General features: G+C 70.4%; 18 protein-coding genes. 9 read left to right on the top strand and 9 right to left on the bottom strand.

Features of this window, described 5'->3' with window-relative positions:
- On the top strand, positions 1 to 240 hold a 240-nt coding region (locus AB0399_RS23540), incomplete at its 5' end, for an acyl-CoA dehydrogenase family protein (protein WP_366412686.1).
- Positions 241 to 378: 138 nt separating this feature from the next.
- Here AB0399_RS23540 and AB0399_RS23535 read toward each other — a convergent pair.
- The 3 genes from AB0399_RS23535 to icmF form a co-directional block, all read right to left on the bottom strand.
- The gene (locus AB0399_RS23535; RefSeq protein WP_366412685.1) at positions 379 to 1,746 is read right to left on the bottom strand and encodes an amidohydrolase family protein; all 1,368 of its coding nucleotides are present in this window, start codon (positions 1,744 to 1,746) and stop codon (positions 379 to 381) included.
- Positions 1,747 to 1,976: 230 nt separating this feature from the next.
- Positions 1,977 to 2,834: a 3-hydroxybutyryl-CoA dehydrogenase gene (locus tag AB0399_RS23530; protein WP_366412684.1), complete on the bottom strand. Its 858-nt coding sequence runs from the start codon at positions 2,832 to 2,834 to the stop codon at positions 1,977 to 1,979.
- 153 nt (positions 2,835 to 2,987) lie between these two features.
- Positions 2,988 to 6,227, bottom strand: coding sequence for a fused isobutyryl-CoA mutase/GTPase IcmF (icmF, locus tag AB0399_RS23525; RefSeq protein ID WP_366412683.1), 3,240 nt, complete (start codon positions 6,225 to 6,227; stop codon positions 2,988 to 2,990).
- Positions 6,228 to 6,448: 221 nt separating this feature from the next.
- Here icmF and AB0399_RS23520 point away from each other — a divergent pair, with 221 nt between their 5' ends.
- Positions 6,449 to 7,213, top strand: coding sequence for a helix-turn-helix domain-containing protein (locus AB0399_RS23520; protein ID WP_366412682.1), 765 nt, complete (start codon positions 6,449 to 6,451; stop codon positions 7,211 to 7,213).
- Between the two features lie 110 nt (positions 7,214 to 7,323).
- Complete coding sequence (gene folE / locus AB0399_RS23515) at positions 7,324 to 7,923, top strand: GTP cyclohydrolase I FolE (RefSeq protein ID WP_366412690.1); 600 nt, start codon at positions 7,324 to 7,326, stop codon at positions 7,921 to 7,923.
- Positions 7,924 to 7,974: 51 nt separating this feature from the next.
- On the opposite strand, the gene AB0399_RS23510 is transcribed toward folE, so the two are convergent.
- The 5 genes from AB0399_RS23510 to AB0399_RS23490 all read right to left on the bottom strand — a co-directional run bounded on the left by AB0399_RS23510 (position 7,975) and on the right by AB0399_RS23490 (position 14,048).
- Positions 7,975 to 8,745 (bottom strand): alpha/beta fold hydrolase, encoded by a 771-nt coding sequence (locus tag AB0399_RS23510; RefSeq protein WP_366412681.1) that lies wholly within the window; start codon positions 8,743 to 8,745, stop codon positions 7,975 to 7,977.
- A 79-nt stretch (positions 8,746 to 8,824) separates the two neighbouring features.
- A complete protein-coding gene (locus AB0399_RS23505; RefSeq protein WP_366412680.1) occupies positions 8,825 to 9,604 on the bottom strand; it encodes an enoyl-CoA hydratase-related protein in 780 nt (259 codons plus the stop codon).
- 145 nt (positions 9,605 to 9,749) lie between these two features.
- Positions 9,750 to 10,172: an OB-fold domain-containing protein gene (locus AB0399_RS23500; RefSeq protein WP_366412679.1), complete on the bottom strand. Its 423-nt coding sequence runs from the start codon at positions 10,170 to 10,172 to the stop codon at positions 9,750 to 9,752.
- A 27-nt stretch (positions 10,173 to 10,199) separates the two neighbouring features.
- On the bottom strand, positions 10,200 to 11,402 hold the full coding sequence (locus tag AB0399_RS23495) for a thiolase family protein (RefSeq protein WP_366412678.1): 1,203 nt from the start codon (positions 11,400 to 11,402) through the stop codon (positions 10,200 to 10,202).
- A gap of 48 nt (positions 11,403 to 11,450) precedes the next feature.
- Positions 11,451 to 14,048, bottom strand: coding sequence for a CoA transferase (locus tag AB0399_RS23490; RefSeq protein ID WP_366412677.1), 2,598 nt, complete (start codon positions 14,046 to 14,048; stop codon positions 11,451 to 11,453).
- Positions 14,049 to 14,281: 233 nt separating this feature from the next.
- Between AB0399_RS23490 and AB0399_RS23485 the strand changes: the two genes are divergently transcribed.
- From AB0399_RS23485 to AB0399_RS23460, 6 genes are all read left to right on the top strand, one after another.
- The gene (locus tag AB0399_RS23485; RefSeq protein ID WP_366412676.1) at positions 14,282 to 14,806 is read left to right on the top strand and encodes a DoxX family protein; all 525 of its coding nucleotides are present in this window, start codon (positions 14,282 to 14,284) and stop codon (positions 14,804 to 14,806) included.
- 105 nt (positions 14,807 to 14,911) lie between these two features.
- Complete coding sequence (locus AB0399_RS23480) at positions 14,912 to 16,090, top strand: acyl-CoA dehydrogenase family protein (protein WP_366412675.1); 1,179 nt, start codon at positions 14,912 to 14,914, stop codon at positions 16,088 to 16,090.
- Positions 16,087 to 17,145 carry an acyl-CoA dehydrogenase family protein gene (locus tag AB0399_RS23475; RefSeq protein WP_366412674.1) on the top strand — a complete coding sequence of 353 codons (1,059 nt, stop codon included), beginning with the start codon at positions 16,087 to 16,089 and terminating at the stop codon, positions 17,143 to 17,145. Before AB0399_RS23480 ends, AB0399_RS23475 begins: the two co-directional genes overlap by 4 nt.
- A gap of 229 nt (positions 17,146 to 17,374) precedes the next feature.
- The gene (locus AB0399_RS23470; protein WP_366412673.1) at positions 17,375 to 18,280 is read left to right on the top strand and encodes a 3-keto-5-aminohexanoate cleavage protein; all 906 of its coding nucleotides are present in this window, start codon (positions 17,375 to 17,377) and stop codon (positions 18,278 to 18,280) included.
- Between the two features lie 43 nt (positions 18,281 to 18,323).
- Positions 18,324 to 19,019: a class II aldolase/adducin family protein gene (locus AB0399_RS23465; RefSeq protein ID WP_366412672.1), complete on the top strand. Its 696-nt coding sequence runs from the start codon at positions 18,324 to 18,326 to the stop codon at positions 19,017 to 19,019.
- Between the two features lie 99 nt (positions 19,020 to 19,118).
- Entirely contained in the window at positions 19,119 to 19,454 is a 336-nt protein-coding gene (locus AB0399_RS23460; RefSeq protein ID WP_366412671.1) for a hypothetical protein, read from the top strand.
- An 8-nt stretch (positions 19,455 to 19,462) separates the two neighbouring features.
- Here the strand turns inward: AB0399_RS23460 and AB0399_RS23455 are convergent, their stop codons facing one another.
- On the bottom strand, positions 19,463 to 19,960 hold the full coding sequence (locus AB0399_RS23455) for an ATP-binding protein (RefSeq protein ID WP_366412670.1): 498 nt from the start codon (positions 19,958 to 19,960) through the stop codon (positions 19,463 to 19,465).
- Between the last annotated feature and the right edge of the window lie 161 nt (positions 19,961 to 20,121).

Raw genomic sequence — 20,121 nt, 5'->3', positions numbered from 1 at the left:
GCCAAGTCCGAACGCTCCGACCCCGACCTGACCTTCTTCGGCGCCGCCGCCAAGTGCTACGCCTCCGACGCCGCCATGGAGATCACCACCGACGCGGTCCAACTGCTGGGCGGCTACGGCTACACCCGCGACTACCCCGTCGAACGCATGATGCGCGATGCCAAGATCACCCAGATCTACGAGGGCACCAACCAGGTCCAGCGCATCGTGATGGCCCGCAACCTGCCCGGCACGCGGTAGGCACCCGTCGACCACGAACGGCCCGGCCGTACGGAAGGCCGGTGACACGGGGGGAGGGCTGGTGGCCGTCACGCGGCCACCAGCCCTCCTGTCCCACACCGTACTCATCGTCGCCGGACCGGCATCCGGACGACGGGGTTACCGCTGGGCGAGTGCCTTGACGACATCCTCCACGACGGCGTCCTCGGTCCTCTGATCCTCGTAGGAGACCTTCTTGTTGAGACCGTTGCGGTTGTTGAGGTGCTCGGCCACGCCCGGGTCCACGGTGTGCGCCTGACCCAGGATCTCCGCCGGCTTCGGGCCGTACTTCGCGCCGAGGCCCTCCAGGTACGCGCGGTCGAGGTGGTAGAAGTCGATCGCGTTGCTCCCGAGGATGGCGCGCGCGTCGGCCTCCGGGATGTCGTCGAGCACCAGGCGCAGGAAGTCCTCGGTGTTGGGCCAGGTGCCCTCGGCGTGCGGGTAGTCGCTGCCGAACATCACCTTGTCCATCCCGACGTTCTCGCGCACGTCGAGGTCGGTGAGCCGCATGAAGGTGGGCGTCACCGCGCAGTTGCGCTCCCAGTACTCCCAGGGCGTGAGCTTGAGGATGCCGCCGGCCTCCTCGTTCTTGCGGGTCAGCGCGTCCAGCGTCGGCGGAATCCAGTAGCTGCGGATCTCGACGAACACCACGCGCAGCGCGGGGAACCGGTCGAAGACACCCGACCACATCAGCTGCCACAGCGGGCGCCGCTCGTCGAAGATGTTCTCGAAGATGTGGGCCAGGGCGTCGGGTCCGCTGCCGGCCTTCTCCAGGGCGCTCTTGATGCGGGTCAGCATGAAGCCCTGGGGCTTGCCGCTGCCGGCGTGCAGGTGGACCTTGATCCCGGTCTCGGCGCAGGCGGCCCAGAACGGGTCCCAGGCGCGGTCGTAGATCGGCGGCAGGTCGTCCTTGGCACCGGCGAAGCGGGCCGGGTAGACGCCGACCATGCCCTGCTCGGCGGCCCACCGCACGGTGTTCGCGGCGGCCTCCATGTCCGGCCAGGGGTAGGTCGAGGGCACACCGAGCAGCCGCTTGCGGTCGGCGCTGCAGAAGTCGGCGAGGAACCGGTTGTAGGCCGTGGTGCCCGCCGCGCGCAGTTCCTCGGAGACCCTGCGCGTGCCCGGGTCGGCCCACGGGGTGATGGCGATGGGGCCGCCGGGGTGCAGCACCTCGGCGACCAGACCGTCCTCGGCCTGGATGCGCAGCCGGCGGTGCGGGTCGTAGAAGCCGGCGTAGCCGCCCGAGGAGATGGCTCCGCGCTTGTCGATGACGTCGAGGACCTGCGGGCTGAAGGGGTACCCGAGCTTGCGGAACATCGACTGGAAGACCAGGTTGTCCTCGAGGTAGTCGTCGAGGGCGTCGCGGTACTGCGGGTCCAGGTACTCGCGGTACTCCTGGGGGAGAAGACCGACGTGCGAGTCGGCGGACACGATGGTGAACGGTTTACTCGACCTGGGATCTGCTGCGCTGGAAACCGGATCGGACATGGAAACTGGCTCCTCTTGCCTGCTCGTTTGTGTGGCTGTCGGTAGGAATCCCGTCACCGGGAGGGGCACCACCTGGCTCATGTCGGGAAAGACGTCGCGTTGCGTGCTGTCCATGGACCGTTCGGCCGATCCATGGACAGCACTTCCTCATCTATCGTGCGGTCCCCGGTTATACATGTCAAGTATTCCAAGTCATGTCTAGTTGACAAGATCTCGGGAGACTTGCGCGGTCAGTACGGGTAGAAGCCGCCACCGGACTTACGCCCCAGCCGGCCCGCGGCGACCATGCGGCGAAGCAGCGGCGGCGCGGAGTACAGCGGCTCCTTGTACTCCTCGTACAAGGCGTCCGCGACGGCCTGGGCGGTGTCCAGCCCGATCAGGTCGAGGAGCCTGAGCGGGCCCATGGGGTGGGCACACCCGTACCTCATGCCGTCGTCGATGTCCTCGGCCCTGGCGAGCCCCGCCTCGACCATGCGGACGGCGGAGAGCAGGTAGGGCACCAGCAGGGCGTTGACCACGAAGCCCGAACGGTCGGGGGCGTGGATGACCCGCTTGCCCAACCGGTCGGCGGCGAAGGCGTGGACGCGGCTGACGGTGTCCGCGCTCGTGCCCAGGGCGGGGATCACCTCGACCAGTCTCTGTACCGGGACCGGGTTGAAGAAGTGCAGCCCCACGACGTGGGACGGGCGGCCGGTGACGGCGGCGAGTTCGGTCACCGGCAGCGAGGAGGTGTTGGTGGCCAGGATGGCATCGGCCGCGGCGAGCGTCCTGTCCAGCCGGCGGAACACCTCCGTCTTGACCTCGCGGTTCTCGGCCACCGCCTCGATGACGAGTTGACGGTCGGCGAGCGCGTCCAGGCTGCCGGTGAACGTGAGCCGCGACAACGCCAGGTCGCGATCGTCGGCGGACAGCTTTCCGTGCTCCAGACCGCGATCGAGGGAAGCGGTCACGCGGTTGCGACCGCGCTCGGCCAGTTCCTGATCGGACTCGGCCACGATGACGTCGAGGCCGCGCAGCGCGGCGACTTCCGCGATGCCGGAGCCCATGAGGCCGCAGCCGACCACGCCGAGGCGGGAGATTTCAGGCATGAGTGATTCCTGTCTGGGGAGGGTTGTTCAGGCGGACGGAGACTCAGCGGACCGTGGCCGAGTGGGCGGAGAGGGCCCGGCTTCGGCGGCGCCACCGCGCGGTCGGCGCGGACCGGCCGGGCAGCGACGGAAGGCCGTACAGGTCGCGGACGTTCACAGGTTCCTCCGGTACTCACCGCCGACTTCGAAGAAGGCTTCGGTGATCTGCTGGAGCGTGCAGACCCGGGCCGCGTCCATGAGCACCTCGAACACGTTCTCCCCGGCGACGGCGGCCTGCTTGAGCCGTTCGACCGCCGGCCCGGCCTGGTCCCGGTGCGTGTCCTGGAACGCGCGGACGCGCTTGAGCTGGGACGCCTTCTCGGCGTCGGTGGCACGAGCGAGGGTGAGCTCGGGAGGCCGCGTGTCGCCCCCGGGCCGGCGGAAGGTGTTCACCCCGACGATCGGCAGGGTCCCGTCGTGCTTGCGCTGCTCGTACAGCATCGACTCGTCCTGGATACGGCCCCGCTGGTAGCCGCTCTCCATCGCACCGAGCACGCCCCCACGTTCGTTGATGCGGTCGAACTCGGCGAGCACGGCCTCCTCCACCAGGTCGGTGAGCTGGTCGATGACGAAGGAACCCTGCAACGGGTTCTCGTTGACCGCCAGGCCCCACTCGCGGTTGATGATCAGCTGGATCGCCAGCGCCCGGCGCACCGACTCCGGCGACGGGGTCGTGACGGCCTCGTCATAGGCGTTGGTGTGCAGGGAGTTGGCGTTGTCGTAGATGGCGATCAGCGCCTGCAAGGTGGTGCGGATGTCGTTGAAGTCCATCTCCTGGGCGTGCAGGGAGCGCCCCGAGGTCTGGACGTGGTACTTCAGCTTCTGGGACCGCTCGTTCGCCCCGTACCTGTCCCGCATCGCGACCGCCCAGATCCGGCGGGCCACCCGGCCGAGCACGCAGTACTCCGGGTCCATCCCGTTGGAGAAGAAGAACGACAGGTTCGGCGCGAAGTCGTCGATCCGCATGCCGCGGGCCAGATACGCCTCGACGTAGGTGAAGCCGTTGGCGAGGGTGAAGGCGAGCTGGCTGATCGGGTTCGCCCCGGCCTCGGCGATGTGGTAGCCGGAGATGGACACCGAGTAGAAGTTCCGTACCTGGTGGGCGATGAACCACTCCTGGACGTCGGCCATCATCCGCAGCGAGAACTCGGTGGAGAACAGGCAGGTGTTCTGCCCCTGGTCCTCCTTGAGGATGTCGGCCTGCACGGTGCCCCGCACGCTGGCCAACGCGCGCCGGCGCAGTTCGGCGGTCTGCTCGGGTGAGGGATCGTGGCCCTGGACCGCACGGAAGTCCTCGACCTGCTGGTCGATGACGGTGTTGAGGAAGAAGGCCAGCACCGTCGGGGCCGGGCCGTTGATCGTCATCGACACGGACGTGGTCGGCGCGACCAGATCGAAGCCGGCGTACAGCTCCCGCATGTCCTCCAGCGTCGCCACCGAGACACCGGAGGTGCCGACCTTCCCGTAGATGTCGGGACGCTGGTCGGGGTCGCGCCCGTAGAGGGTGACCGAGTCGAACGCCGTGGACAGGCGGGTCGCCGGCCGGCCCTCGGAGAGCAGCTTGAAGCGCTGGTTGGTACGGAACGGATCGCCCTCGCCGGCGAACATCCGCGCCGGGTCCTCGTCGTCCCGCTTGAACGCGAACACCCCGGCAGTGAACGGGAAGGACCCGGGCAGGTTCTCCCGACGCCAGAACCGCACCAGCTCGCCGTGGTCGGTGAAGGCGGGGACCGCCACGCGCGGGACCCTGGTGCCCGACAGCGACCGGCGGACGAGGTCCGTGCGGACTTCCCCGCCCCGGACCCGCACCGACTTCTCGTCGCCGGCGTAGGACGCCGCGACGGCCGGCCACTTCTCCACCTGCTCGGCGACATCGGCCGGCAGCCGCCGGCGTGCGTCGGCGAGCAGCGCCTCCACCGACGTGCTGTCGGCGCCCGCGGCGGCCAGCTCGCTCCCGACGGCCGCCAGCCGCTGAACCCGCCGGGCCTGCTCGGCCAGCCGCCCGGTCTCGGCGTGGTAGCGGCGCACCGTCTCGGTGACCTCGGCGAGGTAGCGCACCCGGTCGGCGGGGACGACCTGCCGGAGCCGGGACGAATGACGCACCGACACCGTCGGCAGCGCCCCCTCGACCAGCGCCAGTCCGTGCCCGGCAAGGACGGACTTCAGGTGCTGGTAGAGGGCGGTGACCCCGTCGTCGTGGAACGTCGCCGCGGAGGTGCCGAAGACCGGCATGTCCTCGGGCGCCTGGCCGAACGCCTCACGATTGCGGATGAGCTGCCGCCCCACATCGCGCAGCGCGTCCATGGCGCCCCGCCGCTCGAACTTGTTGATGGCCACCACGTCGGCGAAGTCGAGCATGTCGATCTTCTCCAGCTGCGAGGCCGCGCCGAACTCGGGCGTCATCACGTACATCGCGACATCCACGAACGGCACGATCGCCGCGTCGCCCTGCCCGATCCCGGGTGTCTCCAGGATCACCAGGTCGAATCCCGCGGCCTTCACGACGTCGATCACCTCCGCCAGCCGCTCGGGCAGTTCGTGGTTGCCGCGGGTGGCCAGACTGCGGAAGAAGACACGGTCCCCGTCGAGCGAGTTCATCCTGATCCGGTCGCCGAGCAGCGCGCCGCCCCCGCGTCGGCGGGTGGGATCGACCGCGAGGACCGCGATCCGCAACCCGTCCCGCTGGTCGACCCGGAACCGGCGGATCAACTCGTCGGTCAGCGAGGACTTTCCGGAGCCGCCGGTGCCGGTGATGCCGAGGACGGGTGCGGCGTGCGCGCTGCCGGCGGCGAGCAGCTCCGCCGTGAAGCCTTCCGGCAGCCTGCCGAGTTCGGCGCCCGTCACGGCCCTGGCGAGCGCGCCCCGGTGGCCGGAGCGTACGTCGGCGTGTACGTCGGCGGCGCTGACGGGATGGCGCTCCCACACGTCGAAGTCGCACGAGCGCACCACGGAGTTGACCATCCCGGCCAGGCCCAGCCGCTGCCCGTCCTGCGGGGAGAAGATGGTGACGCCGTGCGCACGCAGCCGCTCCACCTCCCCGGGCACGATCACGCCGCCGCCACCGCCCACGACCTGGATGTGGCCGGCGCCCCGCTCGCGCAGTGACTCGGCCAGGTACTCGAAGTACTCGACATGGCCCCCTTGGTAGGACGAGACCGCGATGCCCTGCACGTCCTCCTCGACGGCGGCGCTGACGACTTCCCGCACCGACCGGTTGTGGCCGAGATGGATGACCTCGGCCCCTTGCGACTGGAAGATGCGCCGCATGATGTTGATCGACGCGTCGTGTCCGTCGAACAATGCCGAGGCGGTGACCAGGCGGACATGGTGCACGGGGCGATGGAGTTCGCTCATGGAGCCCTCACAGGTGAAGGGAGCGGGACGGAATAGTAGGGCGTCCTATTAACAGGGAAGCGCTGGGCGGAAAGGGCGCGCCGGCCCGGTCGCCCGTCGCAGCAGGTCGGACGCGGCACGCGACTCCCCGTCGGGTGGGTATCTACAGGCTACCTGTCTAGTAGCCATGGCGCATCTGACTTGACATATATAGTCGCGACATACAGCATGGAGTCAAGGAGATGCCTGCTGGTTGCGGTCGGCAAGCTCCAGCGCGCGACGGCTACAGTTGCGCTGTACTGTTCGACCGCCTGCAATACAGGCGAAGAATGACTGGAGCTGAGGTGTCCGAGCCCGACATCATGCTTGGCGCGAGATTGCGTGCCGGGCGGCGGAACAAAGGACTCACCCTGCGCCAATTGGCGAGCAGGGTAGGTGTTTCGCCTCAGTTGCTCTCGCAGATCGAGAACGGCAAGACCGTGCCGTCCGTGGGGACCTTGAAAGTGGTCGTCACCGAGCTGGAACTCTCGATGGACGACATGTTCCGCGCCATCGAATCCGCGCCCAGCGCCCGCAGATCGGCGGCCCCGGGCAACCGTGTCCCGAAAAAGACCGAGGAACCCGGCGGCCCGGTATTCCGCGCCGGGTCCTTCGCGGAACTCCGCATGACCGGGGGAGTGGTCCTCTCCCAACTGCCGACCGGCATCCTCGGCGGCGGGATCGAGAGCTTCGTCGTCACGCTGCCGCCGGGAACGGCGTCCTCGACGGACGGATCGCTCATCCGGCACGGCGGGACCGAACTCTGCTTCATCTACGAGGGCACCCTCACGCTGAAGCTCGGTTTCCAGAGCTACGAACTCAAGGTCGGCGACGTGGCCGCCTTCGAATCGTCCGTCCCGCACGTGTACCTCAACGACGGCGACGTGCCGGCCAAGGCGTGGTGGCAGCAGACCGAGGCCCTCTCCTACGGCCACTGGCCCGCCGACGAGAGCCAGCAGCAGGCCTAGGCGACGGTCCGCGGCGGGGGACAACCGGCGCGGGGACAACCGGCGCGAGGGCGTGCCACTCGCTGCACGGACGGATCACGACAGGTGAGGAGCAAGCTTTGACCAACACCATGGCGGTCCGCGACGCGGCCGAATTCACCTCACCGCTCCCACCCATCGACGTCCACGCCGCCCGCGACGCCGTGCGCCGGCTGCTCGCCGCGGTAGGAGCGGACCCCGCGAACGAGGAGCTCCAGGAGACGCCGCGCCGCGTGGCCCAGGCCCTCCAGGAGTTCCTCACACCGCGTCCGTTCCTGGTGACGACCTTCCCCAACGACCAGGGATACGACGAGCTCGTGCTGGCCAAGGGCATCCCCTTCCGGTCGCTGTGCGAGCACCATCTGCTGCCGTTCCACGGACGCGCGCACGTCGGCTATCTCCCCGGTGAGCGGATCGTCGGGATCTCCAAACTGGCCCGGGTCGTGGAGCACTACGCCTGCCGGCTGCAGGTGCAGGAGCGCCTGACGAAGCAGGTCGCCGACTGGCTGCTGGAGAACCTCGCTCCGAGAGGGGTGGGCGTGGTGATCGAGGCGGAGCACACCTGCATGACCCTGCGGGGCGTACAGTCCGCCGGCTCCCGGACGATCACCTCCGCTCTGCACGGAGCGCCGCGGGAGAACGCCGGCGCGCGAGCGGAGTTCTTCGCCCTGGCCGGCGTCGGCCAACGGTGACGGTGACGGTGGGGCCGGCCTGGACACCGGACCCACCCTCACCGTCGGCCGTCACGACCCGCGGATCGCCCGGAGCGGCTTGGTGCCGGTGGCGTGCACCAGCAGTGCGGCCAGTTCACGCGGCCGGCTGAGGTGCGGTGAGTGCGAGGAGTCGATCGTCAGCGGCTCGACGCCGAGGCGCTCGATGACCTGCGCGGCCATCGCGGGCGGTACCGCCCGGTCCTGCGCGCACTGGATGAAGCTGCGGGACAGGTCGGCCGCCCAGAACCGGGGCAGGGTCACCGGCTCGGTCAGGAACTCCACCGGCGCCGGGCACAGCTGGTCGAACGCCCAGCGCGCGGTCGCCTCGTCGCAGTCGTGGTAGAAGAAGTCGCGGACGCCCTCGAAGTCGATGACCTCCATCCGGCCGCGGGCGTTCGGGCGGGTGAACCCGGACATGCCGGTCTCATCCGTCATCAGCTCGCTGACCGCGCCGTCGCCGTCGTCATCGGCCGAACCGCCGGTGACATCGAGCAGGGTGCGCCCCTCCAGCGGCAGGCCGGCCGCCAGGTACACCAGGTGCCGTACCCGTTCCGGCGCCGCGTCGGCGGCCGTGGTGATGTCGTAGCCGCCGGCCGAGTGCCCGACCAGGACGTCGCCGGCCTGGAGCACCGAGACGATCGCGTCCCGGCGATCGCCCAGCGTCGAGCGCTCCTCCCGGCGCGCCCCCTGCCCCGGCAGGTCGATGGCGATCGCCTCGTGCCCGAGCCGTTCCAGCTCGGGGATCGTCCGGCTCCAGCACCACGCGCCGTGGAAGCCACCGTGGATCAGTACGAATCTCATGCAGAACTCCTTCGGTCTGCCTGCCCACGCGCGTCCCGCGTGGCGGACCTTGCTGGTGTGTGGGGTGCCCGCCGCGGCACTAGCCGGCGGTGTTCGAGCCGTGCCGGCGGCGCAACGACCACATCTGTGGGCCGCGTTCCACCGCGACCGCGGCCGGCCACGGCAGCATCGGCGGGCCCAGTTCGCCGCGCAGGGACGCCAGCGCGCGCCGGGCCAGTTCGGGGTCCGCCGCCACCCGGGCGGCCAGCTCCCGGGCCCTGGTGTCCACCTGCGCGCTCGGCACCGCGTCCCAGGCCAGGCCGAGTTCCCTGGCCCGGGTGCCCGAGACCTCCTCCCCGAACAGGCCGATCGCCGCGGCCGCTTCGGGACCGGCGGCCCGCCCGAGGAGCGTGAAGTGGCCGCCGCCGGGATGGATGCCGATCCGCATGAACCCGGACAGGATGCGGGCGTCCTGCGCGACGATCCGCAGGTCGGTGGCCAGGAGGAGGTTGACGCCGGCCCCGACGACAGCGCCGCACGCGGCGGCGACCGTCGGCACCCGCAGAGTGCCGATCCGTGTGAACGCCTCGTAGATGACGCCGAGTTCATCGAAGCGCCCCGGTTCGGCCGGGTCCTCGCCGGCGTGGGCCAGCACCTCGCGGACGGCACCGGAGCAGAACGTGCCTCCGGCGCCGCGCACCACCGCCGCGCCGACGTCGGAACGCCGCTCGATCAGGTCGCACGCTTCGACGACCTCACCGGCCAGGGCCGGGTCGAGCGCGTTGCGCGTGGCGGGGGAGTTCAAGGTGAGGGTGGCGATGTTCTGATCGATGGCGATCTCGACCGATCCCAACGGGAGTTCCCTTCCGGGGCTGTTCATGGAGCCCGACCGGTGGTGGGGGCCGGTGGACCGGGTGGTCCACCGGCGAGGTGCTGGTCGGGCGCCGGCGTCGGCGCGGGACCGGTTTCCGCGATTTCGGGGCCGCGTCGTTCCCGCCGGTCCCGCCGTCCCGTTCGACGGGCTGTCAGGCGAGCTTGAACAGCGGCAGCGTGACGTCGCGGGAGACGTCCTTGAAGACCACTTCGACCGCGGCGCCGAGCTTCAGCCCGTCACCGACGCCGTCGATCAGGGTCGCCGCGAAGGTCAGACCGGGCTGGTCGTCGAAGGACACCAGAGCGTGCACCCAGGGCGCGTCGCCGGCGAAGCCCTGCACCATCGCGTCATGGATGACCGTCCAGTTCACGATCCTGCCGCGGGGGGTGATCGTGGCGAAGCCGAACGACGGCTCGGTCACGTCGTGGCAGCCGCGGCAGAACCGCACCGGCGGATGGGCGTAGGTGCCGCAGTGGTCGCAGCGCTGGAAGGCCAGCTCGTGTCGGCGGGCGGCTTCCCAGAACGGCGCGGTGTCCTCGTCCGGGACGGGAACCGGCTTGGCGTACTCGGTCATCGTGTCACCTCCTGGGTGCGCACCGGCTCAGGACGACCGGTCGGAGCTGAAGAGAATCGCCGTGGCGTCCGCGTAGCCCGGCACGCTGTACGTCGCGATCCCGCTGGTGGCGTCGTCGATCTGTCGTGCTCCCGCGCGCCCGGACAGTTGCAGGTAGTTCTCCAGCACGTGCGGGATGCCGTGAATCCGGCCCCACCCGAGGTTGCCGCCACCGGACAGCAGCGGGAAGTCGCCCTTCGGGTCGATCCGGTCGCCCTGGACCAGCTGCCACGCCTCGCCGACACCGCAGAAGCCCAGGCACTCCATCCACCACAGCACCAGCGGCAGGAAGCCGTCGTAGAACTGGGGGACCCGCACGTCGGAGGCTTTCCAGCCGGACCGGTTCCACAGCTTCCCGGCCATCACCCGCGTCGGCTCGTACATGGCGTCGAGCGAGCCCAGGGTGCCGGGGGCCGGCCGGTAGGTGTCCTGCACCAGCCCCCAGTCGGTGATGTAGACCGGCGCGTGGGGCATGTCCGCGGCCCGCTCGGCCGTGGTGACGATGAACGAGCCGCCCCCGTCGACGGGGATGTCGTTGTCGAACAGGCACATCGGCTCGCTGATCATCCGGGAGTTCATGTAGCCGTCGAAGGTCAGCTCGGTGCCGTGCCAGTACGCCTCCGGAACGGCCTGGACGTTCCGGCGAATCCGCAGGGCCAGCGGCGCCATGTGCTCGCGCCGCATGCCGTAGCGCTGCTGGTATTCCATGTAGGGCATCGCGATGCCCGACGTCCCGACCACGTAGCCGTACGGCGCGGTCCACTGGGCGGCTCCGGCGGCGGCGCTCCGGCCGAACGAGTTGTAACGGCCGGCCGGATTGAACAGCGTCCTGTTGACCAGCACGTGGTGCGCCGCCCCTGACGCGACCGCCTGCACGGCGCGCACGAGCGCCGGCGGGAAGGACACGTCGTCGTAGGACCACGAGGTGTCCAGCGCCATGTGCTCCCGCAGGAATCCCGAGTCGACGAAGCCGTGCCCCGCCCGCAGCACCCGCGCGCTGCCGTACGCCGGCATGCTCGTGCCAGTCGCCACCCCGTCGATCTGCGCGCGCGTCAGCCCGGCGTCCTCGATCGCCTGGTCCGCGGTCTCCACGGCCAGGCTGCCGACGGGTACGTCGGCGTGGCGGCGGGACTTCGTGATGCCGTACCCGACGATCGCCACCGCGTTCCGGAACGGCTGCCGGTCGACCATTGGTCCTCCTCGAATCCGGCCGGCTCAGGCAGCCGGCGGCAGGCGACGTCAGAGCGCGCCGTCCTCGCGCAGACTCTCGATCGTGTCCTCGTCGAGCTTGAGGACTTCCTTGTAGACGTAGTCGTTGTCCTGGCCGTAGCTGGGGCCGGAGCGGTTCAGCCGGCCGCCGGCATACGGCGGGGTGAGCGACATCCGGGTGGGCATCTCCCTGGCCGGCCAGCGGCCGATCTCGGGCTGCTCGAGCTCGACGAGCCACTCCAGGGCCCTGAGCTGAGGATCGGTCTCGTAGCGGTCCTGGGCGTTCTGGCAGACCCCGGCCGGGAACCCGCGCTCCTGGAGCGCCGCCATCAACGCGTAGCCCTCCCACTCCTGGGTGGCCCGCGTGATCAGCTCGTCGAGCTCGTCCTGGTGCTCCAGCCGCTGTTCCAGCGTCGTGAAACGCTCGTCGGCCGCCAGGTCCTGGCAGTCCAGGACGTCCACCAACGCCGTCCACTGCTCGTCGCTGAAGCACGCCAGCGCGATCCAGCGGTCGCTGCCCGCCGTGCGGTACGCGCCGTGCGGGGCGGCCGGCTTGTACGGCGACCGGTTGCCGTAGCGCTGCCAGCGGCGGCCGTTGACCGAGTAGTCCAGGATCGCCGTACCGGTCAGGTACAGGCCGGTCTCTCCCTGGGAGGCGTCGATGTGGCACCCCAGTCCGGTCACGTTGCGCCGGTACAGCGCGGCCAGCATCGCGTTGGCCATGTTGTAGGCGCCGAACCAGTCCAGGTAGGAGTAGCCGATCCCGGCCGGCGGGTACGGCTCCGGCAGCCCGGACATCTCGCTGATGCCGGAGACGGCCGCCGCGGTGGGCCCGTACGCCCGGGCGCGGCCGTAGGTGCCGACCTCGCCGAACCCGGACTGCTGGACGTAGATGATGCCGGGATTGATCTCCTTGAGCCTCTCGTACGACAGGCCCATGCGCTTCATCGTGCCGGGCGAGAACCCCTCGACCACCATGTCCGCGTCCCGGATCAGCTCCTCCAGCAGCTCGCGGGCCCGCGGGTTCTTCAGGTTCAGCGTGGTCCCGAGCTTGCCGGAGTTGATCTCCATGAAGACCCCGCTCTGGTTCGGCGTCCGCACCTTCGGCGCGTCGAGCGGGCCGGTCGCCGCGTCGCGCGCGGCACGGCCGCCCTCGGGTGCGATGCCGCGGCTCCATCGCATGCCGTCCCACCGGGACTCGTGCTCGACCTTGATGACCTCCGCGCCCAGAGCGCTGAGGAAGCGGCCGGCGCCGGCGGAGGCCAGCATCCAGCTCAGGTCGATCACCCGGACGTCGGACAGCGCGAACGGCTTGCCGCGCGCGCTGGTCAACGGCGGTCGCTTCGAAGCCTCCCGGACGTGCACCCGGTCGTGCTTGACGGCGCTCGCGGTCCACTCCTCGCGGACCGACGCGGTGTGCTCCCCGATCAGCGGGGGGCGCGGCCCGTGCTGCCACCGCACGTCCTGGGCAAGCCACTTGGCTCCGGTGTAGACGAACGACTGGTCCAGTTCGGGGTGGTGCACCTCGGTGAAGGCGTCCCGGGCCTTCCAGTGATCGTCGTCGATGTTCTCCTCCGGGCGGCGCACCGGCGCCCACGGCAGGTTCCTGGCCTGGGCCAGCCGCCACAGATCGCGGTCGAACAGCAGCCGGGAGACCAGCTTGTCGGTCTGCACCTGGATGTGCTCGATCGCCTCCGGTGAGAACCGGTAGTCCTCGTCGTTGTACTTCTCGTCCTCCAGGTCGGCCTGGAAGGAGAAGTCCTTCAGGAGCGCGACGGTGCCGTCCCAAGGACTCAGCGCGCTCTTGAGGTAGGTGCGGTACGGCAGCAGGTAGCGGCCGTCCTTCGTGGCCGACAGCGCCGGACCGCTGGCCGCCGGCATCGAGTGACGGCAGGTCAGGCGCAGGTGGGTCTGACGCTGGTAGATCCAGTTGGGCAGGTCGTTCTCGGTGTTCTTGCTGACCGCCTCGTGTACCGCGGTCGACAGGAACTGGCCCTTCCCGCACGTCAGCCGGTAGTTCAGCGCCGCGACGATCCCCATGACGGTCATCTCGCCCGCGATGTGGTACGCCTGCCACATCTGCGGCGCCACCGGGGGCGTGTCGTAGAACCCCTCCGGGTCCGGGTCGTACCCGGAGTTCATCATCATCCCGCCCAGCGCCAGGTGGACCAGGTCGCTCGACCGGAAGTCGGCCCACGGTCCGGTGTCGCCGAACGGGGTGATGCGCGCCCAGATGAGCCCCGCGTTGACCGTCGCCAGGTCCTCGTACCCCACACCCCGGGCGTCCAGGTAGCCGCGCGGACGCGAGTCGATCACCACGTCGGCCGTCCCGGCCAGCGTCCGCAGGTCCGCCTGTCCTGCCGGGGTGTCCAGATCCAGGGCCACCGAGCGCTTGCCCAGGTTGTAGTGCCAGAAGTAGAGGCTGCGCTCCGCATCCGGCACGTCCTGGTGGAACGGCCCGTACGAGCGCGTCACTTCACCGTCCGGCGGTTCGACACGAACGACGTCGGCCCCCAGGCCGGCAAGTACCTTGCCGCAGTACTCGCCCAGTTCGTCGCCGATCTCGAGTACGCGGATCGCCCCGAGATAACCGGTGAACGTCGATGTGTCGGGCGCGGTCGTAGACATGTTGTCCCCTTCTTCTGCCAGGTCCCACGTGCGGGCGGCGGCTCTGTGACCCGCGCGCTGTGCGAACGCGACCGAACGGCTCTCCGGCTCGTGCAGTGCGTCGACCTCTTGCGTCATCCTGATGACGTAAGGTAGACATGTCAAGCCCACTGGACCATGTCTAGTAGACATCGATGTGCTAGCGAGTGCGGCCGAACGTTGTGGATACGAAGGCGGAGGCGAGGAGATGTCTCTTGAGTGCCGTTGAGGCCACGGATATCGCGGTCGGAGTGCTGCGCGTCGCGGTCGGGACCGTGTTCGTCCTGCACGGCGGGAACCACGTGTTCGGCGGCGGGCGGATCGCCGGCACCGGGCGGTGGTTCGAGAGCCTGGGCATGCGCCCCGGACGCCTGCACGCCTGGATGGCCAGCCTGACCGAACTCGGCTGCGGGCTGCTGCTCGCCGTCGGGCTCCTGACCCCCCTGGCGGCCGCCGGCCTGCTCGCCACGATGGTGGTCGCCTTCGCCACCGCCCACGCCCGCAACGGCTTCTTCATCTTCCGTCCGGGCGAGGGATACGAGTACGTACTCGTCCTCGGCGTCGCGGCGATCTGCCTCGGCGGCTGCGGCGGCGGTCGGCTGACCGTCGACCGGGCGCTGGGAATCCTCGGCGCCGGCTGGCTCTCCCTGCTGCTGACCTTCGGCCTCGGGATCGTGGGCGGGCTGGCCCAACTGCTGATCTTCTGGCGCCCCCGTCCGACCACCGCGACCGGCTCCTAGCCGCACCACCGCCGCCCGGGGGGAACCGATCCCGGGCGGCGCAAGGCTCGGCGCCAGGAGCCCACTGCCCGCAGAACCACCCCACCTCGCGAAAAGGATCAGCCGGTGAGTGTTGCAGCTGGGCTGGAATGGGTCCCGCCCTCGGCGGAACTACCCCCGGAAGCAGAGCAGTTGCGCGCCGAGGTGCGTGACTTCGTGGCGCGGCGGCGCGCCGGGGGCCGCATCGTGCCGCACTGCGACGCGTGGCTGTCCGGCTGGGACGAGGAGTTCAGCCGGGAACTGGGTGCCCGCGGCTGGCTGGGCATGACCTTCCCGACGCGGTACGGCGGGCAGGGCCGCGACGCACTGGCCCGCTACGTGGTGACCGAGGAACTGCTCGCCGCGGGCGCGCCGGTCGCGGCACACTGGATCGCCGACCGGCAGATCGGGCCGTCGCTTCTGCGCTTCGGCACCGAGGCGCAGAAGCGGCACTACCTGCCGCGGATCGCCGCCGGGGAGTTCTACTTCGGGATCGGCATGAGCGAACCGGACTCCGGTTCGGATCTCGCGTCGGTCCGGACCCGGGCCAGGCCGACCGACGGCGGGTGGCTGCTGTCGGGCACCAAGGTGTGGACGTCCGGCGCGCACCACGCGCACGCCTTCTTCGTGCTGGCCCGCAGCTCCCCGCCGCAAGAAGGCGACCGGCACGGCGGGTTGAGCCAGTTCATCGTGGATCTGAGCTCGCCCGGCGTGACGATCCGGCCGATCAGGCTGCTCACCGGCGCCCACCACTTCAACGAGGTGGTCCTGGAGGACGTCTTCGTGCCCGACGAGCAGGTGCTGGGCGACATCGGCGCCGGATGGCACCAGGTGACCTCGGAGCTGGCCTTCGAACGCAGCGGCCCGGAGCGGTTCCTCTCGACGTTCCCCCTGCTGACCGCCCTGGTCGGAGAGTTGGCGGCCGCGGGTGCGGATCGCCTCGGCGCGGCCGGGCTGCGCGAGCTGGGTTCGCTGGTGTCGCGGGTCTGGACGCTGCGCCGGCTCTCGATCAGCATCGCGGCGGCGCTCGCCGCGGGTGGCTCGGTCGACGTGCCGGCCGCCGTCGTCAAGGACCTGGGCACGCGCTTCGAGAGCGAGGTCATCGACGCGGCCCGGCTGCTGGTGGCCACCCCACCCGACCCCGGTGGGGGCGACTTCGCGCGCCTGCTGGCCGAAGCGGTGCTGCACGCGCCGGGCTTCACCCTGCGCGGCGGCACCAACGAGATCCTGCGAGGCGTGGTGGCACGGGGAATGGGGCTGCGATGAGCATCAACCGGGAACTGTGGGAGGTCGTGCGCGACGTACTCGCCGCGCACCCCGCTGACGTGGACAAGGGGTGGCCGGCGGAACTGTGGTCCACGCTGACCGAACTCGGGCTGGTGCGGTTGGGCCTGCCCGAGCAGGCCGGCGGCAGCGGGGGGCAGTTGGCCGATGTCGCGACCGTGCTGCTGGCGGCCGGCGAGGCGGCGGCGCCGGTGCCGCTGGCCGAGACCGAGCTGTCCGCCTGGCTGCTGCACACGGCGGGAGCGCCGGTTCCGGCCGGGCCGCTCGCGGTGGCCGCGGCCACCGCCGAGCAGGTCGCCTTGCGGGTCACGCCGCGGGGGATGGTGGCGACCGGGGCGGTGCCGCGGATCGGGTGGGGCCGGTACGCGTCCCTCGCGGTGCTGCTGCTGGCCGATCAGGATGACGTCGAGCACGTGCTGACCGTCCAGATCGACCCGTCCGCACTCCGGCACGGCGGCAACGTGGCCGGGGAGCCGAGGGACGAACTGGTGCTGGACGCCGCGGTGGACACGGTGACGGTGCCCGCCGGCACCGGCGAGCTGCTGGCGCGGCGCGCGGCGCTGTTCCGGGCGTTGCTGCTGGCCGGTGCGGCGGGGCGGGCCCTGGCGCTGTCGGTGCGCTACGCGGGGGAGCGGGTCCAGTTCGGCCGGCCGATCGGCAGGTTCCAGGCCGTCCAGCAGCAGATGGCGCTGGCCGCGGCGGAGGTCGCGGCCGGCCGGGCCGCCGCGGAGGCGGCCGTGCGGATCGCGGCCCGGACGGAATTCGCCGGCGGGGACGCCGAGTTCGCGATCGCCTGCGCGAAGGCGCGGACCAGCGAGGCGGCGGGCACGGTCGCGCGGATCGCTCACCAGGTCCTCGGCGCCATCGGGTTCACGCTGGAACACGAGCTGCGGCTGGCCACCACCCGGCTGTGGGCATGGCGGGAGGAAGACGGCAGCGAGGCCTACTGGAATGCCGTGATCGGACGGCGGGTGCTGGCCAAAGGAAGCGAGAACCTTTGGCCGTTGATGACCGGAAACCCAATTCCGCCCCGTTGACCGGGAATTGTGTCTGTCATAGTATGACGTACGTCAGACAAACTCTTTGCTGACCATAGCGACTGAGCAGCTGAAGCGCTCGTCGCCCGGCCGACTGACGGCCGACGAACGGCCCAGGGGCGCTCGCCCCACGCGCGGCCCCGTGGATGTGCGAACGGCAGACGCGAGCGCGCCGCATCGAAACGAATCCCAGACGCCACATCGAAACGAATCCCAAGGGAGAGGGCGCATGGCTGAAGAGCCTGTTGTGATCGTTGCCGCCGTGAACGGGGGTGCCCAGCAGAGCCGTGACGGGGCCACCGTTCCCGTCACGCTGGAGGAGATCGTCGAGGAGGCGGTGCGGTGCGAAGCCGCCGGCGCGACCGTCCTGCACTTCCACGGACGCAACGCCGAGGGCCGGAACACCGGTGACCCGGCTGTCTACAACGAGATCATCCGCAGGGTGCGGAAAGAGACCGGCCTGCTGATCCAGACCACGAACGGCATCGGCTACCGGGTCGACCCGAAGACCGGCGAGCACTTCTTCCCGCCGGACGAGGAGCGGCTGGCCCTGCTGAACCTGAAGGAGACGCCGGACTACTACGGCGCGATGACGGTCTCCATCGACTTCTACGACCCTGAGGGGGGATTCCCCGAGGAGGCGTCCTTCCGCAACTCCGGTCGCTTCCTGAAGGAGACCCTCAAGACGGTCTACGGCCGCGGCTCGACGATCGAGTTCGAGATCCCGCACGTCAGCGCATTGCACCGGCTCCAGCGGTACCTGTCCGAGGAAGGCGTCGACCCGTCGTCCCCGTACATCGCGCTGCTGATGCCGATCATCCCGTCCTTCGTGCCGGACCACCGGACCTTCCTGTACCTGCAGGAGGAGGCGAAGCGCATGTACCCGAACGCGATCCGCAACCACTGCGGTGGCGGCCACGAGGCGGTCGAGGCGATCACCCTGGCCCTGGCTCTCGGCTTCGAGTGCATCCGGGTCGGCTTCGAGCAGAGCATCTACCTCGCGGACGGCTCGGTCGCCCGTCACAACCACGAGCAGGTCGAGCAGGCCGTCCAGATCGCCCGGACCTTCGGCAGGCGCCCGGCCACGCCGGCGGAAGCCGTCAAGATCCTGCAACTCGACCGCGGTCCCAAGTAACCGCGCCCCCGCCCCCGACGGCACCACCGGCAAAGGAGCCACAGTGACCGACCCCGACCCGCTCGGCGGGGAACTCGTGACGGCCAACCGCATCCTCGCCGCCCGAGGCGTGGTCGACGGCTGGGGCCACGTGAGCGTGCGCAAGCCCGGAAGCCCTGACCGGTTCCTCCTGGCCCGCCCGCTCGCGCCCGCCGTCGTGACCCGCGACGACCTGCTGGAGCTCGACGTCGACACCGGCGAGAGCATCACCGGCGAGACCACCTACCTGGAACGCCACATCCACTCCGGCATCTACCGTGCGCGCCCGGACGTCGCGGCCGTGGTGCACAGCCACGCGCCCGACCTGATCCCGTTCACCGTCACCGACACCCAGCTGCTCCCGCTGCTGCACGCGAGCGCCTTCCTGGGCGAGGGGGCGCCGGGGTTCGAGGTCGACGGCGTCCCGACGGGGAAGCTGATCGACACCCCGCAGGTCGGCGACGAACTCGCCGCGTCCCTCGGTGCGGCGCCGCTGGTGCTGATGCGGTGGCACGGCGTATCGGTCGTCGGCGCGTCCCTCCGGCAGGCGGTCTACCGCGCCGTCTACGCGAGGGAGAACGCCCGCATCCAGCTCCAGTCGCTCGCGCTCGGCCCGGTCACCTACCAGCCCACCGACGAAGCGCGGGATGTCGCGGCGACCGTCGACAAGGTCACCGATCGGGTCTGGGACCTGTGGGTCCACGAACTGGGCGACATCTGACCGCGGGCCCGGCCCCGCCCGCGCCTCTGCACCCACCCACCAGCCAGCCGTTCTGCGGGCGGCCCGGCCCGCAACCCGGGCGGGCCGCTGCTGGCGCGGGTGGAGCAGCTGAACTTCGAGCACCTCCACCCTGTCTTCGGCACGTCGGCGAACCTCACCGGCACCGGCGTGAAGCACCGGGTGGAGGAGATCCAGCCCGAGATCCTCGCCGCCGCCGACCTGGTCCTGGACTACGGCCCGACCCGGTCGGAGATCTCCGTGGGCGGCTCGCAGTTCGACTTCCGGACGATGGAACTGGTCCGCCGGGGCGCGCTCTTCGACTCCATCGCCCACGTGCCCAAGCGCCACTTCGACCCGGACCTCCCACCCGACCCCGGTCGCACGGCCAGGCCGCACGGACACGTGAACGAGTTCGCGCTCGCCGACGTCGGGTAACACGGGCGCTACCACCCGCACGCGGACGTGGCGTCGGTGCACACCTCGACGATGACGCGGGTTCCGTCGGCCGTACGCGTCGTGCTCACGCACTCGGCGAGGGCAGCCACGATCTCCAGCCCGCGGCCGTGCTCGTCCTCCTCGCGCGGGGGGAGGACGGGCCGGCGGGCACCGGTGTCGACGACCTCCAGGCGGACCGCGCCGCACGCCCGATGCGCCAGGCGCACGTGCAGGTCGGTGCGTCCGTGCAGGGCCGCGTTCGCCGCGAGCTCGCTGCTGATCAGGACCAGCCGCTCCTGGTCATCGCCCTGTATCCCCCAGACGGACAGCACCCGCGCCACGTAGCGACGGACCCGGCCGACCTGTCGCGGTGCGGCGGGAAGGGCGATCCCGGCGAACTCGCACCACCTCCACTCGGCCGCCTGCTCCGCCGTGGACGACTCGGTGGTGGCCGCTTCCACCGACGTGGTGATAACCGACGTGGTGAGAGGTGCACTGGTCGTCATATGCAACTCCTTGATAGCTCCGCGCCCGGCCATTGCTTCGATACCTGAGCAGATATCTACTAGCCATGACTACTCATACTTAACATGTCTACCTCCGGTGTGGCAAGGTGGTGCCGGGTGACGTGCGCGACGGGACGGGCTGCGCCGTCCCGGGGATGCGC

This window comes from Streptomyces sp. NPDC088194, assembly GCF_040702025.1.
Lineage (GTDB): Bacteria > Actinomycetota > Actinomycetes > Streptomycetales > Streptomycetaceae > Actinacidiphila.
The sequence above is the reverse complement of the archived record's forward strand: the minus strand, read 5'-3'. Positions and strand labels throughout refer to the sequence as shown.

Coding starts and splice junctions, on each gene's coding strand:
- AB0399_RS23475 (WP_366412674.1), top strand. CDS start 16,087: ATGAGCATCAACCGGGAACTGTGGGAGGTCGTGCGCGACGTACTCGCC.
- folE (WP_366412690.1), top strand. CDS start 7,324: ATGGCGGTCCGCGACGCGGCCGAATTCACCTCACCGCTCCCACCCATC.
- AB0399_RS23505 (WP_366412680.1), bottom strand. CDS start 9,604: ATGAACAGCCCCGGAAGGGAACTCCCGTTGGGATCGGTCGAGATCGCC.
- AB0399_RS23495 (WP_366412678.1), bottom strand. CDS start 11,402: ATGGTCGACCGGCAGCCGTTCCGGAACGCGGTGGCGATCGTCGGGTAC.
- icmF (WP_366412683.1), bottom strand. CDS start 6,227: ATGAGCGAACTCCATCGCCCCGTGCACCATGTCCGCCTGGTCACCGCC.
- AB0399_RS23530 (WP_366412684.1), bottom strand. CDS start 2,834: ATGCCTGAAATCTCCCGCCTCGGCGTGGTCGGCTGCGGCCTCATGGGC.
- AB0399_RS23520 (WP_366412682.1), top strand. CDS start 6,449: ATGCCTGCTGGTTGCGGTCGGCAAGCTCCAGCGCGCGACGGCTACAGT.
- AB0399_RS23500 (WP_366412679.1), bottom strand. CDS start 10,172: ATGACCGAGTACGCCAAGCCGGTTCCCGTCCCGGACGAGGACACCGCG.
- AB0399_RS23455 (WP_366412670.1), bottom strand. CDS start 19,960: ATGACGACCAGTGCACCTCTCACCACGTCGGTTATCACCACGTCGGTG.
- AB0399_RS23535 (WP_366412685.1), bottom strand. CDS start 1,746: ATGTCCGATCCGGTTTCCAGCGCAGCAGATCCCAGGTCGAGTAAACCG.
- AB0399_RS23510 (WP_366412681.1), bottom strand. CDS start 8,745: ATGAGATTCGTACTGATCCACGGTGGCTTCCACGGCGCGTGGTGCTGG.
- AB0399_RS23470 (WP_366412673.1), top strand. CDS start 17,375: ATGGCTGAAGAGCCTGTTGTGATCGTTGCCGCCGTGAACGGGGGTGCC.
- AB0399_RS23490 (WP_366412677.1), bottom strand. CDS start 14,048: ATGTCTACGACCGCGCCCGACACATCGACGTTCACCGGTTATCTCGGG.